Source organism: Allobosea sp. GW821-FHT10B12, from assembly GCF_059415545.1.
Window position 1 is genome coordinate 104916 of sequence record NZ_JBWKNL010000003.1, and the last position, 19299, is coordinate 124214.

The following is a 19299-nucleotide window of genomic DNA, read 5'->3' on the forward strand; positions in this document are numbered from 1 at the left end:
GAGCGCTATTCCGCGGCGATCCTGGCGGCCTGGCGCCGCGCCGCCTGCTTCTCCGCATGGGCGGTGAGCCCGTCGCGGAACCAGGCGCCGTCGTTCCAGGCCTTGCGGCGCGCCTCCAGCCGCTCGCGATTGCAAGGGCCCTCGCCGGCGATCACCGCGAAGAACTCGGTCCAGTCCGGCTCGCCGAAATCATGGCCGCCCTTCGCCTCGTTCCATTTGAGCGCGGGATCCGGGACGGTGAGGCCGAGATACTTGGCCTGCGGCACGGTCTGGTCGACGAATTTCTGGCGCAGCTCGTCATTGGAATCCTGCTTGATGTTCCAGGCCATCGACTGCGCCGAATGCACCGAGGCGTCGTCCGAGGGGCCGAACATCATCAGCGACGGCCACCACCAGCGGTCGAGCGCATCCTGCGCCATCGCCTTCTGCTCCGGCGTGCCCTTGGCGAGCACGGTCATGATGTCGAAGCCCTGGCGCTGGTGGAAGCTCTCCTCCTTGCAGATGCGCACCATCGCCCGGGCATAGGGCCCGTAGGAGCAGCGCTGCAGCGGCACCTGGTTCATGATCGCGGCACCGTCGACCAGCCAGCCGATCGCGCCGATATCGGCCCAGCTCAGCGTCGGATAGTTGAAGATCGAGGAGTACTTCGCCTTGCCGGAATGGAGCTGCTCGTACATCTGGTCGCGGCTGATGCCGAGCGTCTCCGCCGCGCAGTAGAGATAGAGGCCGTGGCCGGCCTCGTCCTGCACCTTGGCGAGCAGGATCGCCTTGCGCTCCAACGTCGGCGCACGCGTGATCCAGTTGCCTTCCGGCAATTGGCCGACGATCTCGGAATGGGCGTGCTGGCTGATCTGCCGGATCAGCGTCTTGCGGTAATCCTCCGGCATCCACTCCTTCGGCTCGATCTTCTGGCCGGCGTCGATGCGCTCCTGGAAGGCGCGCTCCTGCGGCTCCATCTCGTCGAGGCTGCGGACCCGCTTTGCCTCGGTCTTGACCATCTGGGCATACATCGGCCTGCCTCCTGTTCCGCCTCGCGCGTCAGACGCGCTCGAGGATCACTGCAATTCCCTGCCCCACCCCGACGCACATCGTGCACAAGGCGTAACGCCCGCCGCTGCGCTGGAGTTGCCACGTCGCCGTCGTCGCCAGCCGGGCGCCGCTCGCGCCCAGCGGATGGCCGAGCGCGATCGCGCCGCCATTCGGGTTCACCTGCGGGGCATCGTCCGGCAGGCCGAGCTCGCGCAACACAGCAAGACCCTGCGCCGCAAACGCCTCGTTCAGTTCGATCACGTCCATCTGTCCGAGCTCCAGCCCGGCGCGCTGCAGCACCTTGCGCACCGCTGGTACCGGGCCAATGCCCATGATCCGCGGCGCGACGCCGGCCGCGGCCATGGCGACGACGCGGGCACGTGGCGTCAGCCCGTTCGCCTTCACGGCCTTCTCGCTCGCCACGATCAGCGCCGCCGAGCCGTCATTGACGCCCGAGGCATTGCCCGCGGTCACGCTGAGATCAGGGCCGTTGACGCCTTTCAGCTTGGCCAGCTGATCGAGTGTCACGTCCGGGCGCGGATGCTCGTCGCGATCGACGACCAGGGGATCGCCCTTCTTCTGCGGCACGGAGACCGGCACCATCTCATCGGCGAAGCGGCCGGCGGCCTGGGCGGCGGCCCAGCGCTGCTGGCTGCGCAGCGCGAACGCGTCCTGGTCGGCGCGCGAGACACCGAAATCCGCTGCCACATTGTCGGCCGTCTCGGGCATGGAATCGATGCCGTAGGCCTTCTTCAGCTTCGGGTTGACGAAGCGCCAGCCGATCGTGGTGTCGTAGACCGCATTGGCGCGCGAGAAGGCTGTATCCGCCTTCGGCATCACGAACGGTGCGCGCGACATGCTCTCGACGCCACCGGCGAGCATCAGCTCGCAATCGCCGGCGCGGATCGAGCGCGCGGCGAGGCCGAGCGCATCGAGACCCGAGCCACAGAGCCGATTGACCGTGGTGCCGGGCACCTCGACCGGCAGTCCGGACAACAGCACGGCCATGCGCGCGACATTGCGATTGTCTTCGCCGGCCTGGTTGGCGCAGCCGAAAATGACATCGTCGACCCCGGCCCAATCGACGGAAGGATTGCGCTGCATCAGAGCGGTGAGCGGGATCGCCGCCAGGTCATCGGCACGGACGCTTGAAAGCGTCCCGCCATAACGGCCGACCGGCGTGCGAACCGCATCGCAAATGAAAGCGTCCGCCACGATCTCTCTCCCCGAAATCCGTCGTTTCGTTTTTATCAACCGACCGGTCGGTCATTTAATTGCACGAATTCGAGCGGAGATCAACAGGGCCCAACGTGCTGTTACGGCCGGCGACGTTGAAAGCCTGTCCTCAGGCCGGTTCCCGCGTCGACGCCCGCATGATGAGTTCGGCCGGCACCAGCGTCACCGACGCTTCGGCGTTCGGATCGGCGAGGCGCTCCAGCAGCCGCTGCGCCGCCGCCTGCCCCATTTGCGCATGGGCGATCCGTACCGTGGTCAGCGGCGGATCGACCATGTCGACCAGCGGCATATCGTTGTGTCCGACGATCGAGATGTCGCGCGGGCAGGACAGCCCTCGCCGCTTCAGCTCCTGATAGGCGCCGAGCGCAAGCAGGTCGTTGCTGGCGGCGATCGCGGTCAGGCCGGGCGTTGCATCGAGCAGCGCGGCGCTCGCCGCCTGCCCCTCCGTCCGGCTATAGGCCCCGGCAACGGCAATGGCGGACGGATCGAGCCCGGCCGCGCGCATCGCCTGCTCGAAGCCCTGGCGGCGCAGGATGCCGGTCGAGAGCCCCTCGGGGCCAGCCAGATGCCCGATCCGGCGATGGCCGAGGCCGGCGAGATGCTCGACCGCGAGCCGCATGCCGCAGATGTCGTCGGAGACGACGCTCGAGGCTCGCGGCTGATCCTCGGCGCGGTTGACCAGCACCGTCGGCACGCCCGCATCGAGGCAGACGCTGAGCACCGGATCGCTCCGCCGCGCGGTGGCAAGCACCAGCCCGTCGACGCGGCGGGCGATCAGCTCCTCGACGATCGCGGTCTGGCGCGCAGCGTCGGCGCCGCCATCGGCGACCAGCATCGAATAGCCCGCCTCGGCCAGCGTCGTGCCGACACCATCGAGAATGGGCGCGAAGACCGGATTGGCCAGATCGGGCAGCACGACGCCGACCAGACGCGAGCGCCCGGTCCGCAGGGAGGCCGCGATTGCGTCGCGCCGATAGCCCTGCCGCAGCGCCTCCGCCCGCACTTTCTCGACGACCTCGGGCGAGATCCGATGCGCCTGCGCCGGATCGAGCGCGCGCGCCGCCGTCGAGCGATGCACGCCCGCCGCCTCGGCGATCGACTGCAGGGTCGCGCTGCGCAAGGCAGCTGATGCTGCTGATTTCATTGAGATTCGAAGATCCAGATCAGGGCCGCAACAGATCATGATTTGGTCGGCTTGACAATATGCGATCGATTGCACGATTATCAATGCAATCGATCGCACAGAGCACGCACGGTGCGCATCCGCAGCGACGGAGGAAACGACCATGACAGCGAAGGCCGCCGCCGTGGGAGCGGAGCCGGGACTCCGCTCCCACATCATCGAGACCGAGGCGGCGGTGACGCCGGTGGTGCTCGACGCGATGTCGCGGGCGCCGGATGCCCGCCTCCGGGAGGTGATGGCCTCCTTCGTCCGGCACATGCACGCCTTCGCCCGCGAGGTCCGGCTCACCGAGGACGAGTTCGAGCTCGGCCTCGATGCCCTCAACCGCATCGGCCAGGCGACCAATGACAGCCACAACGAGGCCGTGCTCTTCTCCGACGTGATCGGCTTCTCGACGCTGGTCTGCCTGCTCAACAACGGCCAGAACGGCGCCACCGAGACGGCCGCAGCCCTGCTCGGCCCGTTCTGGCGGATGCATTCGCCGGCCACCGCCAATGGCGGCTCGATCATCCGCTCGCAGACACCAGGCCCCGCCCTCTTCGCCAATTGCCGGATCACCGATCCGCAGGGGCGCCCACTCGCCGGCGTCGAGGTCGACGTCTGGCAGGCCTCGCCCGTCGGGCTCTACGAGAACCAGGATCCGGACCAGGCCGAGATGAACCTGCGCGGCAAGTTCACGACCAGCGCAGAGGGCTGCATTTCGTTCCGTTCGGTCAAGCCGGCCGGCTACCCCGTGCCGACCGATGGCCCGGCCGGCGAGCTGCTGCGCGCGCAGCAGCGCCACCCCTACCGGCCCGCCCATCTGCACTTCCTCGCCTACAAACCGGGCTACAAGACCCTGATCACCCAGGTCTTCGTCGATGACGACCAGCATCTGGAAAGCGACGTCGTTTTCGGCGTGACCCGACATCTCATCGGCGACTTCCGGCTGGGCACCGGTCCCGCGCCGGAAACCGATGTCGAGGGTCCCTGGTATCTGTTCGACTACGCCTTCGTGATGGAGCCCGGCGAAGCCAAGCTGCCGGCGCCGCCGATCCGCTGACCCCTCTCGATCCGCCCATTTCGCCCCTTTCAAAGACAGGGAACGCCATGTCGCATCTCACCCAACCGGACACAGCCGTCACCGCCACGCCACGGCCCCGCTATCCGCGCTCCCTGCAAGGCAAGGTCGCGCTCGTCGTCGGCGGTGCCGGCGCGATCGGCGCTGCCACCAGCCGCATGCTCGCCGCCGCCGGCGCGACCATCGCCGTCACCCATCTTGACACGGAGCGCGACACGCAAGGAGCCAAGGCCCTGCTCGCCGAGCTCGGCAACGGTCACAGCACCCATGTCGCGGATGTCGCCGACACCGCCTCGCTGATCGCCTTGCGCGATCAGCTGCAGGCCCGCTACGGCCGGCTCGACATCCTGATCAACGCCGCCGGCTACACGAAGCCGGTGCCGCATGCCGATCTCGACGCGCTCACCGACGAGCTGATCGACCGGATGCTGCAGGTCAACTGGCGCGGCCAGTTCGCCACCATTCGCACCTTCGCGCCGATGCTGAAGGCGTCGGGCGACGGGCTGGTCGTCTCAATCTCGTCGATCGCCGCCTTCACCGCGATCGGCTCCTCGATCGCCTATTGTGCCGCCAAGGCCGGCATCGACGTGATGACCAAGGCGCTGGCGCGGGTGCTGGCGCCGGAGGTCCGCGTCCTCGCGGTCTCGCCGGGCGTGGTCGACACCGAATTCGTTCCCGGCCGCGGCGCCGATTTCAACGACAAGGTCAGTGCCTCCACGCCGCTGAAGCGCATCGGCGCGGCCGACGACATCGCCGCCGCGATCACGGCCTGCGCCACCATGCTCGGCTACTCGACCGGACATATCGTCCAGGTCGATGGCGGCCGCGCGCTCTGACGAAAGACGCCATCATGCGCGCACCGCTGCCCAAGGTCTTCATCACCTGTGCGATCACCGGCAACCTGACCCGGCCGGAGCAGAGCCCGCATCTGCCGATCACGCCTGAGCAGATCGCCAGTTCCGCGCTCGAAGCGGCGGAAGTCGGCGCCGCGATTGCCCATATCCATGTCCGCGATCCCGCAACCGGCCGCCCCTCCATGGAGCTTCCGCTCTATCGCGAGGTGGTCGAGCGCATTCGCGCCGGCAATCCCGACCTCATCATCAACCTGACCACGGGTCCGGGCGGGCGCTTCGTCCCCTCCGAGCAGGATCCGAAGCTCGCCGGCCCCGGCACGACGCTGATGGTGCCGGAAGAGCGCGTCGCCCATGTCGCGGCGCTCAGGCCCGACATCTGCACGCTCGACCTCAACACCATGAATTCCGGCGGCGAGGTCGTGATCAACACGCCCGGCAATGTCCGCCGCATGGCGAAGGTGATCGCGGAAGCCGGCGTGCGCCCCGAGATCGAATTGTTCGATTCCGGCGACATCGCCCTGCTGAACGACCTGATCAAGGACGGCACGCTGCAGCCCAGGCCCCTCACCTCCTTCGTGATGGGCGTGCGCTACGGCTTTCAGCCTTCGCCGGAGACGGTGCTCTATGCCCGTGGCCTCCTGCCGGAGGGCGCGCTGTTCACCACGATCGGCATCGGCCGCTCGGCCTTTCAGAGCGTGGCGCTGTCCTATCTCGCCGGCGGCCATGTCCGCGTCGGGCTGGAGGACGGCGTCTATATCGACCACGGCGTCCTCGCCCCCTCGAACGCCGCGCTGGTCGAAAAGGCCCGCCACATCGTCGAGGACCTCGGCGGCCAGATCGCCAGCCCGCAGGAAGCCCGCGCCCTCATCGGCCTGCCTGCCCGCGCCGACGCCAGGCACGTCGCGTGACCCTCAATCAGGATCGAACCGCTATGTCCCTCGCCCCCGACACCATCGCCGGGAAAGCCGACACCCACGGCACCCCGCTCGCCAATCCACCGACCGTGCGCAGCCTGCGGCTCCACGCCAAGGCCGCGAGCTATGAAGAGATCGCGCTGCCGATTGAGGAACGGCCTTTACGCCCCCTCGCCGCCCATGAAGTGCTGGTCGAGATCCGGGCCGCAGCGGTCAACCCGTCCGACGCCAAGGCCGCGACCGGGCTGATGCCTTATGCCGTGTTCCCCCGCACCCCCGGCCGCGACTTCGCCGGCACGGTGGTGGCCGGGCCCGACGCCTTGATCGGCAAGCAGGTCTTCGGCTCCTCCGGCGATCTCGGCATCCGCCAGGACGGCGCCCAGGCGAGCCATCTGATCGTCGAGGCCGAGGCGGTCGTCGAGATCCCCGCAGGGGTCAGCCTCGAGGAGGCGGCCGGGATCGGCGTGCCCTTCGTCACCGGCTGGGAAGGCCTGCGTCGCGCCGGCCTGCCGCTGGCGGGCGAGACCGTGCTGATCCTCGGCCTCAACGGCAAGGTCGGCCAGGCGGCGGCTCAGATCGCGAGTTGGCGCGGCGCCAGGGTGATCGGCGTCGTGCGTCGTGACGAGCCCTATGCCGGCCATGCCAGTGCGCCGGTCGAGGTGGTCTCCGCCGCCGGTACCGATGTCCCGGCAAGGGTGCGCGAGCTCACCGGCGGCAAGGGCGCCGACATCGTCTTCAACACGGTCGGCGACCCCTTCTACGAGATCGGCCAGAAATCCATGGCTGTCGGCGGCCGGGCGATCTTCATCGCGGTGATCGACCGCTTCGTCACCTTCGACATCCTCGCCTTCTACAAGAGCCGCCACACCTATGTCGGCATCGATACGATCGCGCTGAGCTCGATCGAGACAGGAGCGATCCTGCGCGATCTCGCCCCGGGCTTCGCCGGTGGTTTCCTCAAGCCCTTCCCGATCAAGCCGGACGCGATCTATCCGCTCGCCGACGCCCATGCCGCCTATCAGGCCGTGATGGGCTCTTCGCGCGATCGCGTCATCCTCGTACCGGGAGCCTGACGCCATGCACATCGTCCGCTTCGACGAGGCCCCGGCCTATGACGCCCCCGGCCACGCGCTGATGCAGATGGTCAGGCTGCAGGGCCGCGAGGCCGGCCCGTCCGACACGGTCTGGCTCGGCGTCTCGACCATCGCGCCCGGCGGCGGCACCACCCTCGACGCCTCCGGCGTCGAGAAGCTCTACGTCGTCCTCGACGGCACGGTCACCGTGTCCAATGGGCAGGACAAGGTCAGTCTGGGTCGCTGGGACTCCTGCCGGATCGCTCCCGGCGAGGGGCGCCAGCTCAGCAACGTCACCGACCGGGAGGCTTCGATCCTGCTCGTCATGCCGCTCCAACCGGCATCAGCCTGATCCCTCATAAACACCTAGGGAGGCATCTATGAACCGTCGTCGATTTCTGACTGCTGCTCTTTTTGCCACGACTACGGTGGTCGCACCGATCTCTGCCCTCGCGCAGTCGCCCGACCCTGCATCGTCCTATCCGAACCAGCTGGTTCGCATCGTGGTGCCGTTCTCCGCCGGCAGCATGACCGACATCCTGGCGCGCGCCATCGCCGAGAAGCTCTCGGCGAAATGGAAGCAGCAGGTGATCGTCGAGAACAGGTCCGGCATTGCGGGAACCGCAAACGTCGCAAAGGGGCCGGCCGACGGCCACACGATCATGCTGACGTCGAACGGGCACGCCGTCATCAGCGCCATGAACCGGAACCTGAACTTCGATCCGCTGAACGATTTCGTCGGCGTGACGCAGGTCGCGACGATGCCGTCGATCCTGGTCGTCCCGCCCGACACGCCGACAAGGACGCTGAAGGATCTGATCGAGGCGGCGAAAGCGAAGCCCGGCGCGCTCAACTACAGCTCCGCCGGCCTCGGCAGCGCGACCAACATCGCAGCCGAACTCCTGCAACAGACGGCGCGCCTCAAGATCGTGCATGTACCCTATAAGGGCATGCCCGACGCCCAGACCGCCGTACTCCGAGGCGATGCGGCGATGGGCTTCACCTTCTTCAATGTCGGCGGCGATCTGATTCAGGCCGGCCAGATGCGCGCCGTGGCGGTCACCGGCACCAAGCGCATGGCGCAGCTTCCCGACGTTCCGACATTCGCTGAAGCCGGCCTGCCGGACTTCGTCTACGACGCATGGTTCGGTATCCTGACGCCGGCGGCGACACCGAAGGCGATCGTCGCAAAGATCGCGCAGGATGTCGCCGAGGCCGTGCAGGCGCCCCGCATGAAGGAGCGCTTCGGATCTCAGGGCGTCGAACTTGCGTCCTCGTCGCCGGCGACCTTCGACAGCGTCGTCCGCAGCGATGCCGAGCGCTACGCCAAATTGTACCCGAAGACCCAGGGCAACTGAGCGAGCAGGTTGGCCCGCTGAGAGGGCGAGATCGACTAGGCCAAGCTCGACGTTGCCCGTCGGACGCGGCGCTCGCCGACATGGCCCATGCCCATCCGACACCGTCGACGCAGCGCGAGACACCCGGTATTGATGCCGGGGTCGACAGGGCGCTGAGCAGGGCCGGCTGATGACCGACGCCCCTCGCGGGCACGCATGATGGACGACCCTGCCTCGGGCAGGGCAAGAGATGAGGGAGCGATGACGCGCAAGATTTACGACGGCCCCGAGGCCGCCCTGGACGGGCTGCTGTTCGACGGAATGACGATCATGTCGGGCGGCTTCGGCCTGTCGGGCAACCCCGAGAGCCTGATCCCGGAAGTTCGCCGGTCCGGCGTGAAGAACCTGACGGTGATTTCCAACAACGCCGGCGCCGACGGCTTCGGCCTGTGGATGCTGCTGGAGACGCGGCAGATCAGGAAGATGATCGCGTCCTATGTCGGCGAGAACAAGCTGTTCGAGCAGCAATACCTCTCCGGCGAGCTCGAGCTCGAGCTCAACCCGCAGGGCACCCTCGCCGAGCGCATCCGCGCCGGCGGCGCCGGCATCCCGGCCTTCTACACCAAGACCGGCGTCGGCACCGTCGTCGCCGAAGGCAAGCCGGTCGAGGAGTTCGAGGGGCAGCTTTATGTCCGCGAGACCTGGCTCAGGGCGGATCTTGCCATCGTCAAGGCCTGGAAGGCCGATACCGCCGGCAACCTTGTCTACCGGCGCACGGCGCGCAACTTCAACCCGAACATGGCGACTGCCGGCAAGGTGACGGTGGCCGAGGTCGAGGAGATCGTGCCGGTCGGCTCACTCGATCCGGAGGCGATCCACACCCCCGGCATCTATGTCGACCGCATCATCAAGAGCACGATCAACGAGAAGAAGATCGAGAAGCTCACCGAGCGCAAGAGGGAGGCAGCCTGATGGCCTGGACCCGCGAAGAGGTGGCCGCCCGCGCCGCCAAGGAGCTGCAGGACGGTTTCTACGTCAATCTCGGCATCGGCATCCCGACGCTGGTGGCGAATTACATCCCCGATGGTGTCGACGTCACCCTGCAGTCCGAGAACGGCCTGCTCGGCATCGGCCCCTTCCCCTATGAGGGCGAGGCCGATCCGGACCTGATCAATGCCGGCAAGCAGACGATCACATCGCTGCCGAGCTCGAGCTTCTTCTCCTCGGCCGACAGTTTCGCGATGATCCGCGGCGGCCATATCGACCTGACCATTCTCGGCGCCATGGAAGTGGCTGAGAATGGCGACATCGCCAACTGGACCATTCCCGGCAAGATGGTGAAGGGCATGGGCGGCGCGATGGACCTCGTCGCCGGCGTCAAGAAGGTCATCGTGGTGATGGATCACGCCAACAAGGCGGGCGAATCCAAGGTGCTGGAGCGCTGCTCGCTGCCGCTGACCGGCGCCGGCGTCGTCGATCTCATCATCACCGACCTCTGCGTCATGAGCTGCGACAAGGAAAAGGGCGGCGGGCTCACGCTGATCGAGCTTGCTCCCGGCGTCAGCCTCGACGAGGTCAAGGCCAAGACCGCCGCGTCCTTCGCTGTCGCGCCGACCCTGGCAAAAGCGGCTTGAACAGCAACTGCCTCGACCGGCTCGAGATCATCGATCACGAGCCGGTACCCCCCTCGTCGCGCGCCGACGATGCAACGTCTCGCGAAGAGATGCATGTCGTGAAGAGATGCCTGGGATCGGCATCCAACGCGCCGGATCCCCGGCGCTCGCTGGTTTCAGGGATGAAATGCCCAGTGCCGTGAGATGATTGCTCAATTGCCCCGCGGGCGGCAGCGCCCTGGCCGGCAGACAACAGCGAAATCCAAGTATTATAGAGCCGGGACTGGAGCGGGCGAGGGGAATCGAACCCCTCTAGCTAGCTTGGAAGGCTAGTGCATTACCACTATGCTACGCCCGCGAACCCTGAGACCTTCAGTGTCTTGGTCTACTCTTTATTGCCTCGCCGTCAAGCGAAAGCGGCTTACTCCGTAGTCGAGCCTATCGCTGCCGCCGCCGCAGAGGCCGCCAAATTCCTTATCCAGCCGGCGAGTGTCAACCCACCCGCACGGAATATGAACTCGCCTTGCCGGGCGTTGCGATCTCGCAGCGGCGATCTTAGCCATCGCTCAGGGCGTGCTTGCCGAGCCAGATTGCGGCGCCCGTGAACACTCCGAGGGCGGCTCCGCCGGCCAATGTCCCGAATGCGAGAGCGCCGGCGGCGGCAACGGCGAGACTGAAAAACGCGATCCCCATCATCCCTCTCTCCGACGGCGAGCCTAGCGAGGCCAGGGCGGCCGTCCGCCCTCATTTGGGGGTGAAAGGGCGATATTCGAGTCCCCGGCGCCAGAATCCCCCCAAATGGGGGGCGAACAGCTCCGCCTATGCCGCTAGGGCATGGTCGGGGGAACGACATGTCAGTGCTCGACGATCTCTATTGCCCGTTCAGAGCCGAGGCGATCGCTGCCGTTCCGATGCAGCTCATGGCGCTGCTTCACGCGACCGGCCTGCTCGCGCTGCTTTTGCTCCAGCCCTGACCCCCTCGCCTTTTGGCGGCCGGACGGCGCGCTTTCGGCACGGCCGCAAGGCCTCTGTCGCATCCGAGGTTTCCGGCCTAGCCTTCGCCGCATGAAAGGCGAGGATGCCATGCCGAGCTATGTGGCCTTGCTGCGAGCGGTGAATGTCGGCGGAACCGGCAAGCTCGCCATGTCGGACCTGAAGGCGATGTGCGTGGCCGCGGGCTTCGCGAAGGTCACGACCTACATTGCCAGCGGTAATGTCGTGTTCTTTGCCGAGGGCAGCGAGGCAGAGGTCAAGGCGGCGCTGGAGCAGCGGCTTCGGGATCAGGCCGGCAAGCCGGTCGGCGTGATCGTGCGGACCGACGCCGAGATGGCCGAGGTGCTACGGGCCAACCCCTTCCCGGATCACCCGCCGAACCGGGCCGTCGCCATCTTCCTCGACGAGGCGCCGCTCGCCGACTCGCTCGACGATGTCCGCGGCCGCGCCGATGAGGAACTGCGGCTCGGCCGACGGGAAATCTACGTCGCCTACGGCGCAGGAATGCGCGACTCGAAGCTCAAGATCCCGGCTGCGGCCCATGGCACAGCCCGTAACCTCAACACGATCGCGAAGCTCTCGGCGATGGCGGCGGCAATCTGATCCCGTGCTGCCGCGCCTGCGTCATTTGCCATGGCGGCGGCACGGTCCTGAACCTCTGTGCTCACCAGGTGAATAACCGTGTCGAGCAACGAGGGCTTGATCACGATCGCTTTTGCGGCTGTCCTACCGAGAAATCCCGTCGTTCCTTTTACGGCCAGACGGCGCCCGCGCGTCCCTGGCAGCCCTGGACTGCAGTACGGCGCCCAATTGCCGGCATTCTGCGACACGCATCGGCACCGATGACTTGCCAAGGAGGGAAGATGACAGAGAAACGCACGCAGCTTCCAAGCCGGAAGCGCATCCCGATCGGTGGCCTCGCCTGCGGCCTGTTGCTGCCGCTTCTCCTGGCCGGCTGCGGCGGCGGTGAGGGTCCGTCATCATCGGGTGGCAGTGTCGCCGCGAGCGCCCCGGCTCCGTCCGGGATCACCCGCGACGCGCTGGTCGGGCGCTGGGGCATCGCCTCCTACCACACCGACAAGGATCGCAAGCGCACCGAGGCGGAAGCGCGCGGGCAGTGCAAGCAGCCCTATGTGATCAGCAACGGGCCGCATGACGGGGTGATGATGCATGTCGCCGACGACCCCAAGCCCTATGAGCTCAGGCTGAAGGCAGGGGCTGGCGGCAAGGCCTATCTCGGTTTCGAGGCACCGGCCGGCGATCCGCAGGATCGCGAGATCCTCTCGCACAGCAAGTCGATGCTGGTGATGCGCTTCGTCGATGCCGACGCGCAGCGGCGCTACGGCACCTTCATCTATTCCCGTTGCGGCTGAGGGGGCCACGAGCCATGAGCACAACCCGTATCGCCCTGCACGGCCTCCTGGCCCTGGGATTGGCAGCACCGCTCTTTGCCCTGGCTGGCATCGCCACGGCGCAGCCGCGCCCGCCTGCAGTGCTGCAGGAGACGATGGACATCGGCGACGAGCCGGGCCGCGTCTCGACCGAGGAGGTCAGCATCAGCGAGGGGCCTTATGCCCGCCAGATGGTGCTGTTCCGCTCGAACGAAGCGCCGGGCACAGTCGTGATCCATTCGGCGGAACGCTTCCTCTATATCGTCCAGGGCAATGGCCGGGCGCTGCGCTACGGCATCGGCGTCGGGCGCGAGGGCTTCACCTGGTCCGGCCAGGTCCAGGTCAGCCGCAAGGCCGAATGGCCGGACTGGCGCCCGCCGCCGGAGATGCTGCAGCGCCAACCCTATCTGCCGCGTTTCATGGCCGGCGGCCCCGGCAATCCGATGGGCGCGCGCGCCCTCTATCTCGGCTCGACCGTCTTCCGCGTCCACGGCACCAACCAGCCGGAGACGATCGGCCAGGCGATCTCATCGGGCTGCTTCCGTCTCGCCAATGGCGACATCGTCGATCTCTATGACCGCGTCCCGGTCGGGACCAAGGTCATCATCCGCCACAAGGCCACGCTGTGACCGGCTCTGCCGCGTCCGCCGACATCCGGGAGGAGAGGAGCGCCATGTTCAAGGCCTCGCAGATTCGTTCGTGCAATCTCGGTCTCGCCGCCCTCGGGGCGCTGGCGAGCCTGTCCATGGCTCCCGCCGTCGCCGGGACGCTCGATACGGTCAAGCAACGCGGCACGCTGCAATGCGGCGTCAGCGAAGGCGTTGCGGGTTTCTCCGACAAGGACGCCCAGGGCAATTGGCAAGGCTTCGATGTCGACTTCTGCCGCGCGGTCGCGGCCGTCGTGCTCGGCGACAAGGGTAAGGTCACCTTCACGCCGCTCTCGGCCAGCGAGCGTTTCGATGCGCTGAAAGGCAATAAGGTCGATCTGCTGGCGCGCAACTCGACCTGGACGCTCGGACGCGAGGCGCAGCTCGGCCTCGCCTTCGCCGGCATCACCTATCACGACGGCCAGGGCTTCCTGGCCAAGCGCGCGCTCAACGTCGACAGCGCGCTGTCGCTCGACAAGGCGAAGATCTGCGTCGAGGCCGGCACCACCACCCAGCTCAATCTCGGCGACTTCTTCCGCGCCAATTCGATGACCTACGAGGAAAAGGCCTTCCCGGGCGCGGCCGAGGCCCTGTCCGCCTTCCAGTCCGGGCAATGCGATGTCCTCACCCGCGACCAGTCGGCGCTGCATGGCGAGCGCCTCAAGCTGGCCAGACCGGCGGATGCGTTGGTGTTGCCCGACGTGATCTCGAAGGAGCCGCTCGGCCCGGTCGTGCGCAGCGACGACTTCGCTTGGTTCAACGTGGTGAAATGGACGAATTTCGCGCTGGTCAACGCCGAAGAGCTCGGCATCTCGACTGCCAATGTCGAGGAGGCGCTGAAATCGCAGAAGCCGGATGTGCGTCGCTTCACTGGCGCCGAAGGCGAGTTCGGCAAGGCCCTCGGCCTCGAGGCCGACTGGGCGATCCGCGCGGTCAAGGCGAGCGGCAATTATGCCGAGGTCTATGAACGCAATCTCGGCACCGGCTCGAAGCTCGCCATCCCGCGCGGCCTCAACCAGCTCTGGAACATGGGCGGCGTCCTCTACGCCCCGCCGCTGCGATAGCGTGCCGGGCACTTGGTCCCGCACCTGATTGCCGGGTGCGGGCGTGGCGCCGAAAAGCTGAAAGAATACAGCGCCAAAAAAGCAAGGTGGTGGGGGAAGCAGGACTCGAACCTGCGAAGGCATAGCCAGCGGATTTACAGTCCGCCCCCTTTGCCGCTCGGGACATTCCCCCGCCTTGCCGCAGGCCACCCCGAGGGGCTGGCCGCAACCGCCTGTTTCACTTTTGTGAAGGGCGGCAGGCGCGGGCGGACTTATGAGGAGAGGGCCGCCGCCTGTCAACGCCTAAAAGCCATCTAACGACAAGCAATCGTCCCGACATGGCGTTCAGCCCTGCGGCCAGTTGGCGCGATGGCGCCGGCGCCAGGCCTGCGCGGCAGGGACGAAGGCCTGGAACGGCGTCTCCTGCGGCCGCTCGATCGCATCGGCGAGATCCGGCGGCGGGTGAATCAGGCTGCGCACGCCATGGCGATGCACCCAGACAGGCAGCTCGCCCTGGCGGACGAACATGGCGACGACCTGCCTGACAAGGTTGCTGCGCAGCGCCCGCGCGCTGCCGACGGGCCGCGCCACCACGCAGAAGCGCGCGAACGGATTCGGATGGCTCTCCTCGCCCTCCAGGCAGAAGATCACGCCACAACGGTCGGGACGTGCTTCGTCCGGCATGGCGTCGATCCTCCGCCACAGGCAGAACCAGCGCCGGCAGATCTCAGGCCGCGTCGCATGGATGCCGCAGCCGCGACCGGTGTTGTGACGGCACATGATACCGGCCGGCTTGCCGACCTCAGGATCGACGATGCGCAACACCTCGCAGCAGGCGACGCAATCGCCGCAATCGCGCCCGGGCACCAGATGGTTCAGCGTCCGGCCCGAGCGCATCGTGCCGGCCTCGGGGCTCTCCGCCATGGCGCGCCTCCCGGGCTGCGGCGAATACCTGAGCCTAGCGCGGATCCTTACCCATCGGAAGCGAGGCCGCGCACACGGTCCAGCACGAAGGCGATGCGCTTCTCGACATCGGCGCGCGGCAGCTCGATCAGCTCATAGCCATGCTCGCGATAGGCCGCTGTGACCGCCTCATAGGTGCGCTCGGCCTCGGCGAAATCCTGCTTGCGCTCGGCATCCTGCGCGTAGATCTCGCGCCAGGGCGGCGCCGCGAACACGATGCGGGCATAGCGGAAGGCACGGGCCGCCCTGTCGAAATGCTCCGGCACCGGCAGCCCGCACAGCCGCAGATAGCCGATGCTGTCGGGAATACCGCGATCGAACAGGACCGGAGATGCGCCCGCCTGCGCCTCGCCATGGGAGCGCAGGTCGAAGTTCAGCATCAGCTCCGCGAACAGAGCGCGGTCGCGCCAGGGCAAGGCTGGCCCATCGATAGCGAGCTGATCCCGGATGATCGCCCGCCCCGCTTCGGGCGCGATGGCATGGCCCGCCGCTGCCAATGCAGCCAGCAGCGTCGTCTTGCCGGCGCCGGGTCCGCCGGTCAGCACGAACAACCGCTCATCAGTCCTCGTCATCTGCAGTGTCTCCTTGCGATATGCGATGAAAATCCCGCTTGCCGGCCTTCGGGCTGGCCAAGCCGGCCGCGCCGTGGCAGGGCATGGCGTCATCTTTCCGGAGCCATGATGTCCGCCCCGTCCCGTCCCCGCCCCCAGAGCCGCCATGGTCGCCCGCATCGGGATGGCCCGCCGCCGCACCGGCCCGGCGAGATCGACGAGGCGATCCTCTATGGCGCCCATCCGGTGATCGAGGCGCTGCGCAATCCGCGCCGGCGCTTCCGCAAGCTGCTCGCCACCGAGAACGCACTGAAGCGCCTGGCCGAGGAGGTCGGCGAGCTGCCGCTCGTGCCGGAAATGGTGCGCCCCTCCCAGATCGACCGGCTGCTGACGCCGGACGCGGTGCATCAGGGGCTCTATCTCGTCTGCGATCCCCTGCCCTCGCCCGATCTCGACAGCCTGCCGGACGATGCGATCGTGCTGGCGCTCGATCAGATCACCGATCCGCACAATGTCGGGGCGATCCTGCGCTCGGCCGCCGCCTTCGCGGTCGCCGCCGTGATCGTCACCATCCGCCATTCGCCTGCGGCGACCGGCGTGCTGGCGAAATCGGCCTCGGGCGCGCTCGAGCACGTGCCGCTGGTCGCGGTGAAGAATCTGGGGGATGCGCTCGACAAGCTCGGAGCGCGCGGCTTCCTGCGGCTCGGCTTCGATTCGGAAGGGGACGTCTCGCTTGACGAGGTCCCGCTGCGCCGCCCGCTCGTACTGGTGATGGGGGCCGAGGGCAAGGGCCTGCGCCAGCGCTCGCGCGAACTCTGCGACCATCTCGCCCGGCTCGACATGCCCGGCGCGATCAAGAGCCTCAACGTCTCGAACGCGACCGCGATCGCGCTCTACGCTGCGACCCGGCGCGGCTAGGACGAGGTTTCAGCGCCGCGCCACCCGGCCGTCGCTGCTGAAGCGCATGACCCGCACCACCGGGCGGCCATTGCGCGTTTCGATCCGATACAGCACCGGATCGGCCTCTGGCGGCCGCCGAATGCCGATCGCGACGGGCACGGAGGCTTCCCTCGCCTGCGGCGGCTCACTCGCCTCCGGCTGCACGATGATGACCCGCTGCTCGCCAAGCCAGCCAAAATTGCCGGGATAACCGCCGCCGTAGAAGCCGGAGCGGCCAGGATGGACGTGGCCGGGCCGAGCCGCCGGCCGCATTGGAGCGAGCCGTGGAGCGGGAGCGGATACTCCGCCGCCAGGCGCCGACACGAAACCCGGCGCCGCCTCGGCGGGAGAACTCACCGCGCACAGTCCGGCGAATGTTGCGAGCAAAGGAAACCGCGCACCGAGCTTCATGGCCAACTCCTCGCGCCCCTCAGCAGCCGGGCGGGTGCCCGGCCGATATGGTTAGCGAAAGGTTAGCGGTTCGACCGCTGCAAGGCGAGTCGCACAGTCGGATCGGCCCGCCGCAGGCTCAATACTTCGTCTTACGCCTTTCTGTGCAAGACCAAGTGCTCGGTTGAAGATTGCCGGGGCCAGTCGCATTCGTACCCCATCAAACTTGGCTTTTCAAAGGCCTTTGCCCTGAGTCGGTGTTTCGCCGGCTCCAAGCGAAGAACCGCCGAAAAGGCGGCGTGAGGGTGCAGCGGATGGTCCGTCGCATCCGGGGGAACGATTAAGACGGGAGCGCTTCATGAGCATGGCACAAGCATCCGGGGCGGCCCAGCCGCGCCCGATGACCAGGGAGGAAAGGAAGGTCATCCTGGCCTCCTCCCTGGGCACGGTCTTCGAATGGTACGATTTCTACCTCTACGGCTCGCTCGCCACGATGATCGGCGCGCACTTCTTCTCGGCCTTCGATCCGAATACGCGCGCCATCTTCGCCCTGCTCGCCTTCGCCGCGGGCTTCCTGGTGCGTCCGTTCGGCGCGCTGTTCTTCGGTCGCCTCGGTGACCTGATCGGCCGCAAATACACCTTCCTCGTCACCATCGTGATCATGGGCGCCTCGACCTTCCTGGTCGGCCTGCTGCCCAGCTACGCCACGATCGGCTGGATCGCGCCCGTCGTCCTGATCGCGCTGCGCATGCTGCAGGGCCTGGCGCTCGGCGGCGAATATGGCGGTGCCGCAGTCTATGTCGCCGAGCACGCCCCTGTCGGACGCCGCGGCTTCTACACCTCCTGGATCCAGACCACGGCGACGCTCGGCCTGCTGCTGTCGCTGATCGTCATTCTCGGCATCCGCACCACCATGGGCGAGGCCGACTTCGCCGCCTGGGGCTGGCGCATTCCCTTCCTCGCCTCGATCTTCCTGCTCGCGATCTCGGTCTGGATTCGCCTCCAGATGCAGGAATCGCCTGCCTTCCAGAAGATGAAGGCGGAAGGCACCGGCTCGAAGGCGCCGCTGTCTGAAGCGTTCGGTCAGTGGAAGAACGCCAAGATCGCGCTGCTCGCGCTATTCGGCCTCACCGCCGGCCAGGCCGTCGTCTGGTACACCGGCCAGTTCTACGCTCTGTTCTTCATCCAGAGCATCCTCAAGGTCGACCTCTACTCGGCGAACGTGCTGATCGCCTGGTCGCTCATCCTCGGCACCGGCGGCTTCATCGTCTTCGGCGCGCTCTCCGACAAGATCGGCCGCAAGCCGATCATCCTGGCCGGCTGCCTGATCGCGGCGCTGACCTATTTCCCGCTGTTCGGCGCGCTCACCAAGGCGGCCAACCCGGGCCTCGCCGCAGCGCATCAGAACGTCAAGGTCCAGGTCGTCGCCGATCCCGCCACCTGCGGCTCGGTCTTCGATCCGGTCGGCGTGCGCACCTTCACCCAGCCTTGCGACGTCGCTCGTCGCACCTTGGCCACCCAGGCCATCGTCTACACCCAGGCCCCGGCTCCGGCCGGCACGGCGGCCAAGGTCACCGTCAACGGCAAGGACGTCGCGATCGACGGCACCTTCGCCGCGAACATCGCCAAGGAAGCGGTCGCGGCCGGTTACCCGGCGGCGGGCGATGCCCGCATCGTCAAGACCGGCTTCGTCGGCGCGCTGTTCAACGCGCAGTCGCTGACGATCATCGCGATCCTGACCGTGCTCGTCATCTATGTGACGATGGTCTACGGCCCGATCGCGGCGGCGCTGGTCGAGCTCTTCCCGACCCGTATCCGCTACACCGGCATGTCGCTGCCCTACCATATCGGCAACGGCTGGTTCGGCGGCCTGCTGCCGGCGACCTCGTTCGCCATGGTGGCCGGCACCGGCGACATCTACTACGGCCTCTGGTACCCGATCGTGATCGCGATGATGACCTTCGTCATCGGCATGCTCTTCGTGCCCGAGACCAAGGATCGCGACATCCTGACCCACGACAACCCCTGATCACTCAGGCCTGATCGGCTTGGCCGGTCCCGCGAGCCCCGCCCGAAAGGGCGG

At 67.3% G+C, this 19299-nt stretch carries 21 protein-coding genes and 2 tRNA genes; 15 read left to right on the forward strand and 8 right to left on the reverse strand.

Annotated elements, in window-relative coordinates:
* Positions 1–5: 5 nt before the first annotated feature.
* The 3 genes from paaA to AC07O0_RS10285 form a co-directional block, all read right to left on the reverse strand.
* On the reverse strand, positions 6–1010 hold the full coding sequence (gene paaA, locus AC07O0_RS10275; RefSeq protein WP_494622596.1) for a 1,2-phenylacetyl-CoA epoxidase subunit PaaA: 1005 nt from the start codon (positions 1008–1010) through the stop codon (positions 6–8).
* 28 nt (positions 1011–1038) lie between these two features.
* Positions 1039–2244, reverse strand: a complete 1206-nt coding sequence (gene pcaF / locus AC07O0_RS10280; protein ID WP_494622598.1) for a 3-oxoadipyl-CoA thiolase — start codon at positions 2242–2244, stop codon at positions 1039–1041.
* 130 nt (positions 2245–2374) lie between these two features.
* Positions 2375–3409 carry a LacI family DNA-binding transcriptional regulator gene (locus tag AC07O0_RS10285; protein WP_494622600.1) on the reverse strand — a complete coding sequence of 345 codons (1035 nt, stop codon included), beginning with the start codon at positions 3407–3409 and terminating at the stop codon, positions 2375–2377.
* Between the two features lie 142 nt (positions 3410–3551).
* Here AC07O0_RS10285 and AC07O0_RS10290 point away from each other — a divergent pair, with 142 nt between their 5' ends.
* The 8 genes from AC07O0_RS10290 to AC07O0_RS10325 all read left to right on the forward strand — a co-directional run bounded on the left by AC07O0_RS10290 (position 3552) and on the right by AC07O0_RS10325 (position 10320).
* Entirely contained in the window at positions 3552–4490 is a 939-nt protein-coding gene (locus AC07O0_RS10290; protein WP_494622602.1) for a dioxygenase family protein, read from the forward strand.
* A gap of 47 nt (positions 4491–4537) precedes the next feature.
* Complete coding sequence (locus AC07O0_RS10295) at positions 4538–5344, forward strand: SDR family NAD(P)-dependent oxidoreductase (RefSeq protein ID WP_494622604.1); 807 nt, start codon at positions 4538–4540, stop codon at positions 5342–5344.
* A gap of 14 nt (positions 5345–5358) precedes the next feature.
* Positions 5359–6270, forward strand: a complete 912-nt coding sequence (locus tag AC07O0_RS10300; protein ID WP_494622606.1) for a beta-keto acid cleavage family enzyme — start codon at positions 5359–5361, stop codon at positions 6268–6270.
* A gap of 23 nt (positions 6271–6293) precedes the next feature.
* Positions 6294–7349: a quinone oxidoreductase family protein gene (locus AC07O0_RS10305; RefSeq protein ID WP_494622608.1), complete on the forward strand. Its 1056-nt coding sequence runs from the start codon at positions 6294–6296 to the stop codon at positions 7347–7349.
* A 4-nt stretch (positions 7350–7353) separates the two neighbouring features.
* Complete coding sequence (locus AC07O0_RS10310) at positions 7354–7701, forward strand: cupin domain-containing protein (RefSeq protein ID WP_494622610.1); 348 nt, start codon at positions 7354–7356, stop codon at positions 7699–7701.
* 28 nt (positions 7702–7729) lie between these two features.
* Complete coding sequence (locus AC07O0_RS10315) at positions 7730–8707, forward strand: tripartite tricarboxylate transporter substrate binding protein (RefSeq protein WP_494622612.1); 978 nt, start codon at positions 7730–7732, stop codon at positions 8705–8707.
* Positions 8708–8947: 240 nt separating this feature from the next.
* Positions 8948–9658 (forward strand): CoA transferase subunit A, encoded by a 711-nt coding sequence (locus AC07O0_RS10320; RefSeq protein ID WP_494622614.1) that lies wholly within the window; start codon positions 8948–8950, stop codon positions 9656–9658.
* Positions 9658–10320, forward strand: coding sequence for a 3-oxoacid CoA-transferase subunit B (locus AC07O0_RS10325; RefSeq protein ID WP_494622616.1), 663 nt, complete (start codon positions 9658–9660; stop codon positions 10318–10320). Before AC07O0_RS10320 ends, AC07O0_RS10325 begins: the two co-directional genes overlap by 1 nt.
* Before the next feature lie 263 nt (positions 10321–10583).
* Here AC07O0_RS10325 and AC07O0_RS10330 read toward each other — a convergent pair.
* Positions 10584–10657, reverse strand: a tRNA-Gly gene (locus AC07O0_RS10330).
* A 493-nt stretch (positions 10658–11150) separates the two neighbouring features.
* Between AC07O0_RS10330 and AC07O0_RS10335 the strand changes: the two genes are divergently transcribed.
* From AC07O0_RS10335 to AC07O0_RS10355, 5 genes are all read left to right on the forward strand, one after another.
* Complete coding sequence (locus AC07O0_RS10335) at positions 11151–11273, forward strand: hypothetical protein (protein WP_494622618.1); 123 nt, start codon at positions 11151–11153, stop codon at positions 11271–11273.
* Between the two features lie 109 nt (positions 11274–11382).
* Positions 11383–11895 (forward strand): DUF1697 domain-containing protein, encoded by a 513-nt coding sequence (locus AC07O0_RS10340; protein ID WP_494622620.1) that lies wholly within the window; start codon positions 11383–11385, stop codon positions 11893–11895.
* Between the two features lie 260 nt (positions 11896–12155).
* Positions 12156–12665, forward strand: coding sequence for a hypothetical protein (locus AC07O0_RS10345; protein WP_494622622.1), 510 nt, complete (start codon positions 12156–12158; stop codon positions 12663–12665).
* Positions 12666–12679: 14 nt separating this feature from the next.
* Complete coding sequence (locus tag AC07O0_RS10350; RefSeq protein WP_494622624.1) at positions 12680–13312, forward strand: L,D-transpeptidase; 633 nt, start codon at positions 12680–12682, stop codon at positions 13310–13312.
* Between the two features lie 44 nt (positions 13313–13356).
* Positions 13357–14394, forward strand: coding sequence for an amino acid ABC transporter substrate-binding protein (locus tag AC07O0_RS10355; protein WP_494622626.1), 1038 nt, complete (start codon positions 13357–13359; stop codon positions 14392–14394).
* Between the two features lie 87 nt (positions 14395–14481).
* Here AC07O0_RS10355 and AC07O0_RS10360 read toward each other — a convergent pair.
* From AC07O0_RS10360 to AC07O0_RS10370, 3 genes are all read right to left on the reverse strand, one after another.
* A tRNA-Tyr gene (locus AC07O0_RS10360) sits at positions 14482–14566 on the reverse strand.
* Positions 14567–14718: 152 nt separating this feature from the next.
* A complete protein-coding gene (locus AC07O0_RS10365; RefSeq protein WP_494622628.1) occupies positions 14719–15297 on the reverse strand; it encodes a hypothetical protein in 579 nt (192 codons plus the stop codon).
* 47 nt (positions 15298–15344) lie between these two features.
* On the reverse strand, positions 15345–15908 hold the full coding sequence (locus AC07O0_RS10370) for an AAA family ATPase (protein WP_494622630.1): 564 nt from the start codon (positions 15906–15908) through the stop codon (positions 15345–15347).
* 105 nt (positions 15909–16013) lie between these two features.
* Between AC07O0_RS10370 and rlmB the strand changes: the two genes are divergently transcribed.
* On the forward strand, positions 16014–16805 hold the full coding sequence (rlmB, locus tag AC07O0_RS10375; RefSeq protein WP_494622632.1) for a 23S rRNA (guanosine(2251)-2'-O)-methyltransferase RlmB: 792 nt from the start codon (positions 16014–16016) through the stop codon (positions 16803–16805).
* A gap of 9 nt (positions 16806–16814) precedes the next feature.
* On the opposite strand, the gene AC07O0_RS10380 is transcribed toward rlmB, so the two are convergent.
* A complete protein-coding gene (locus AC07O0_RS10380) occupies positions 16815–17237 on the reverse strand; it encodes a hypothetical protein (RefSeq protein ID WP_494622634.1) in 423 nt (140 codons plus the stop codon).
* A gap of 337 nt (positions 17238–17574) precedes the next feature.
* On the opposite strand from AC07O0_RS10380, the gene AC07O0_RS10385 reads away from it, so the two are divergent.
* A complete protein-coding gene (locus AC07O0_RS10385; RefSeq protein WP_494622636.1) occupies positions 17575–19245 on the forward strand; it encodes an MFS transporter in 1671 nt (556 codons plus the stop codon).
* Positions 19246–19299: the final 54 nt, after the last annotated feature.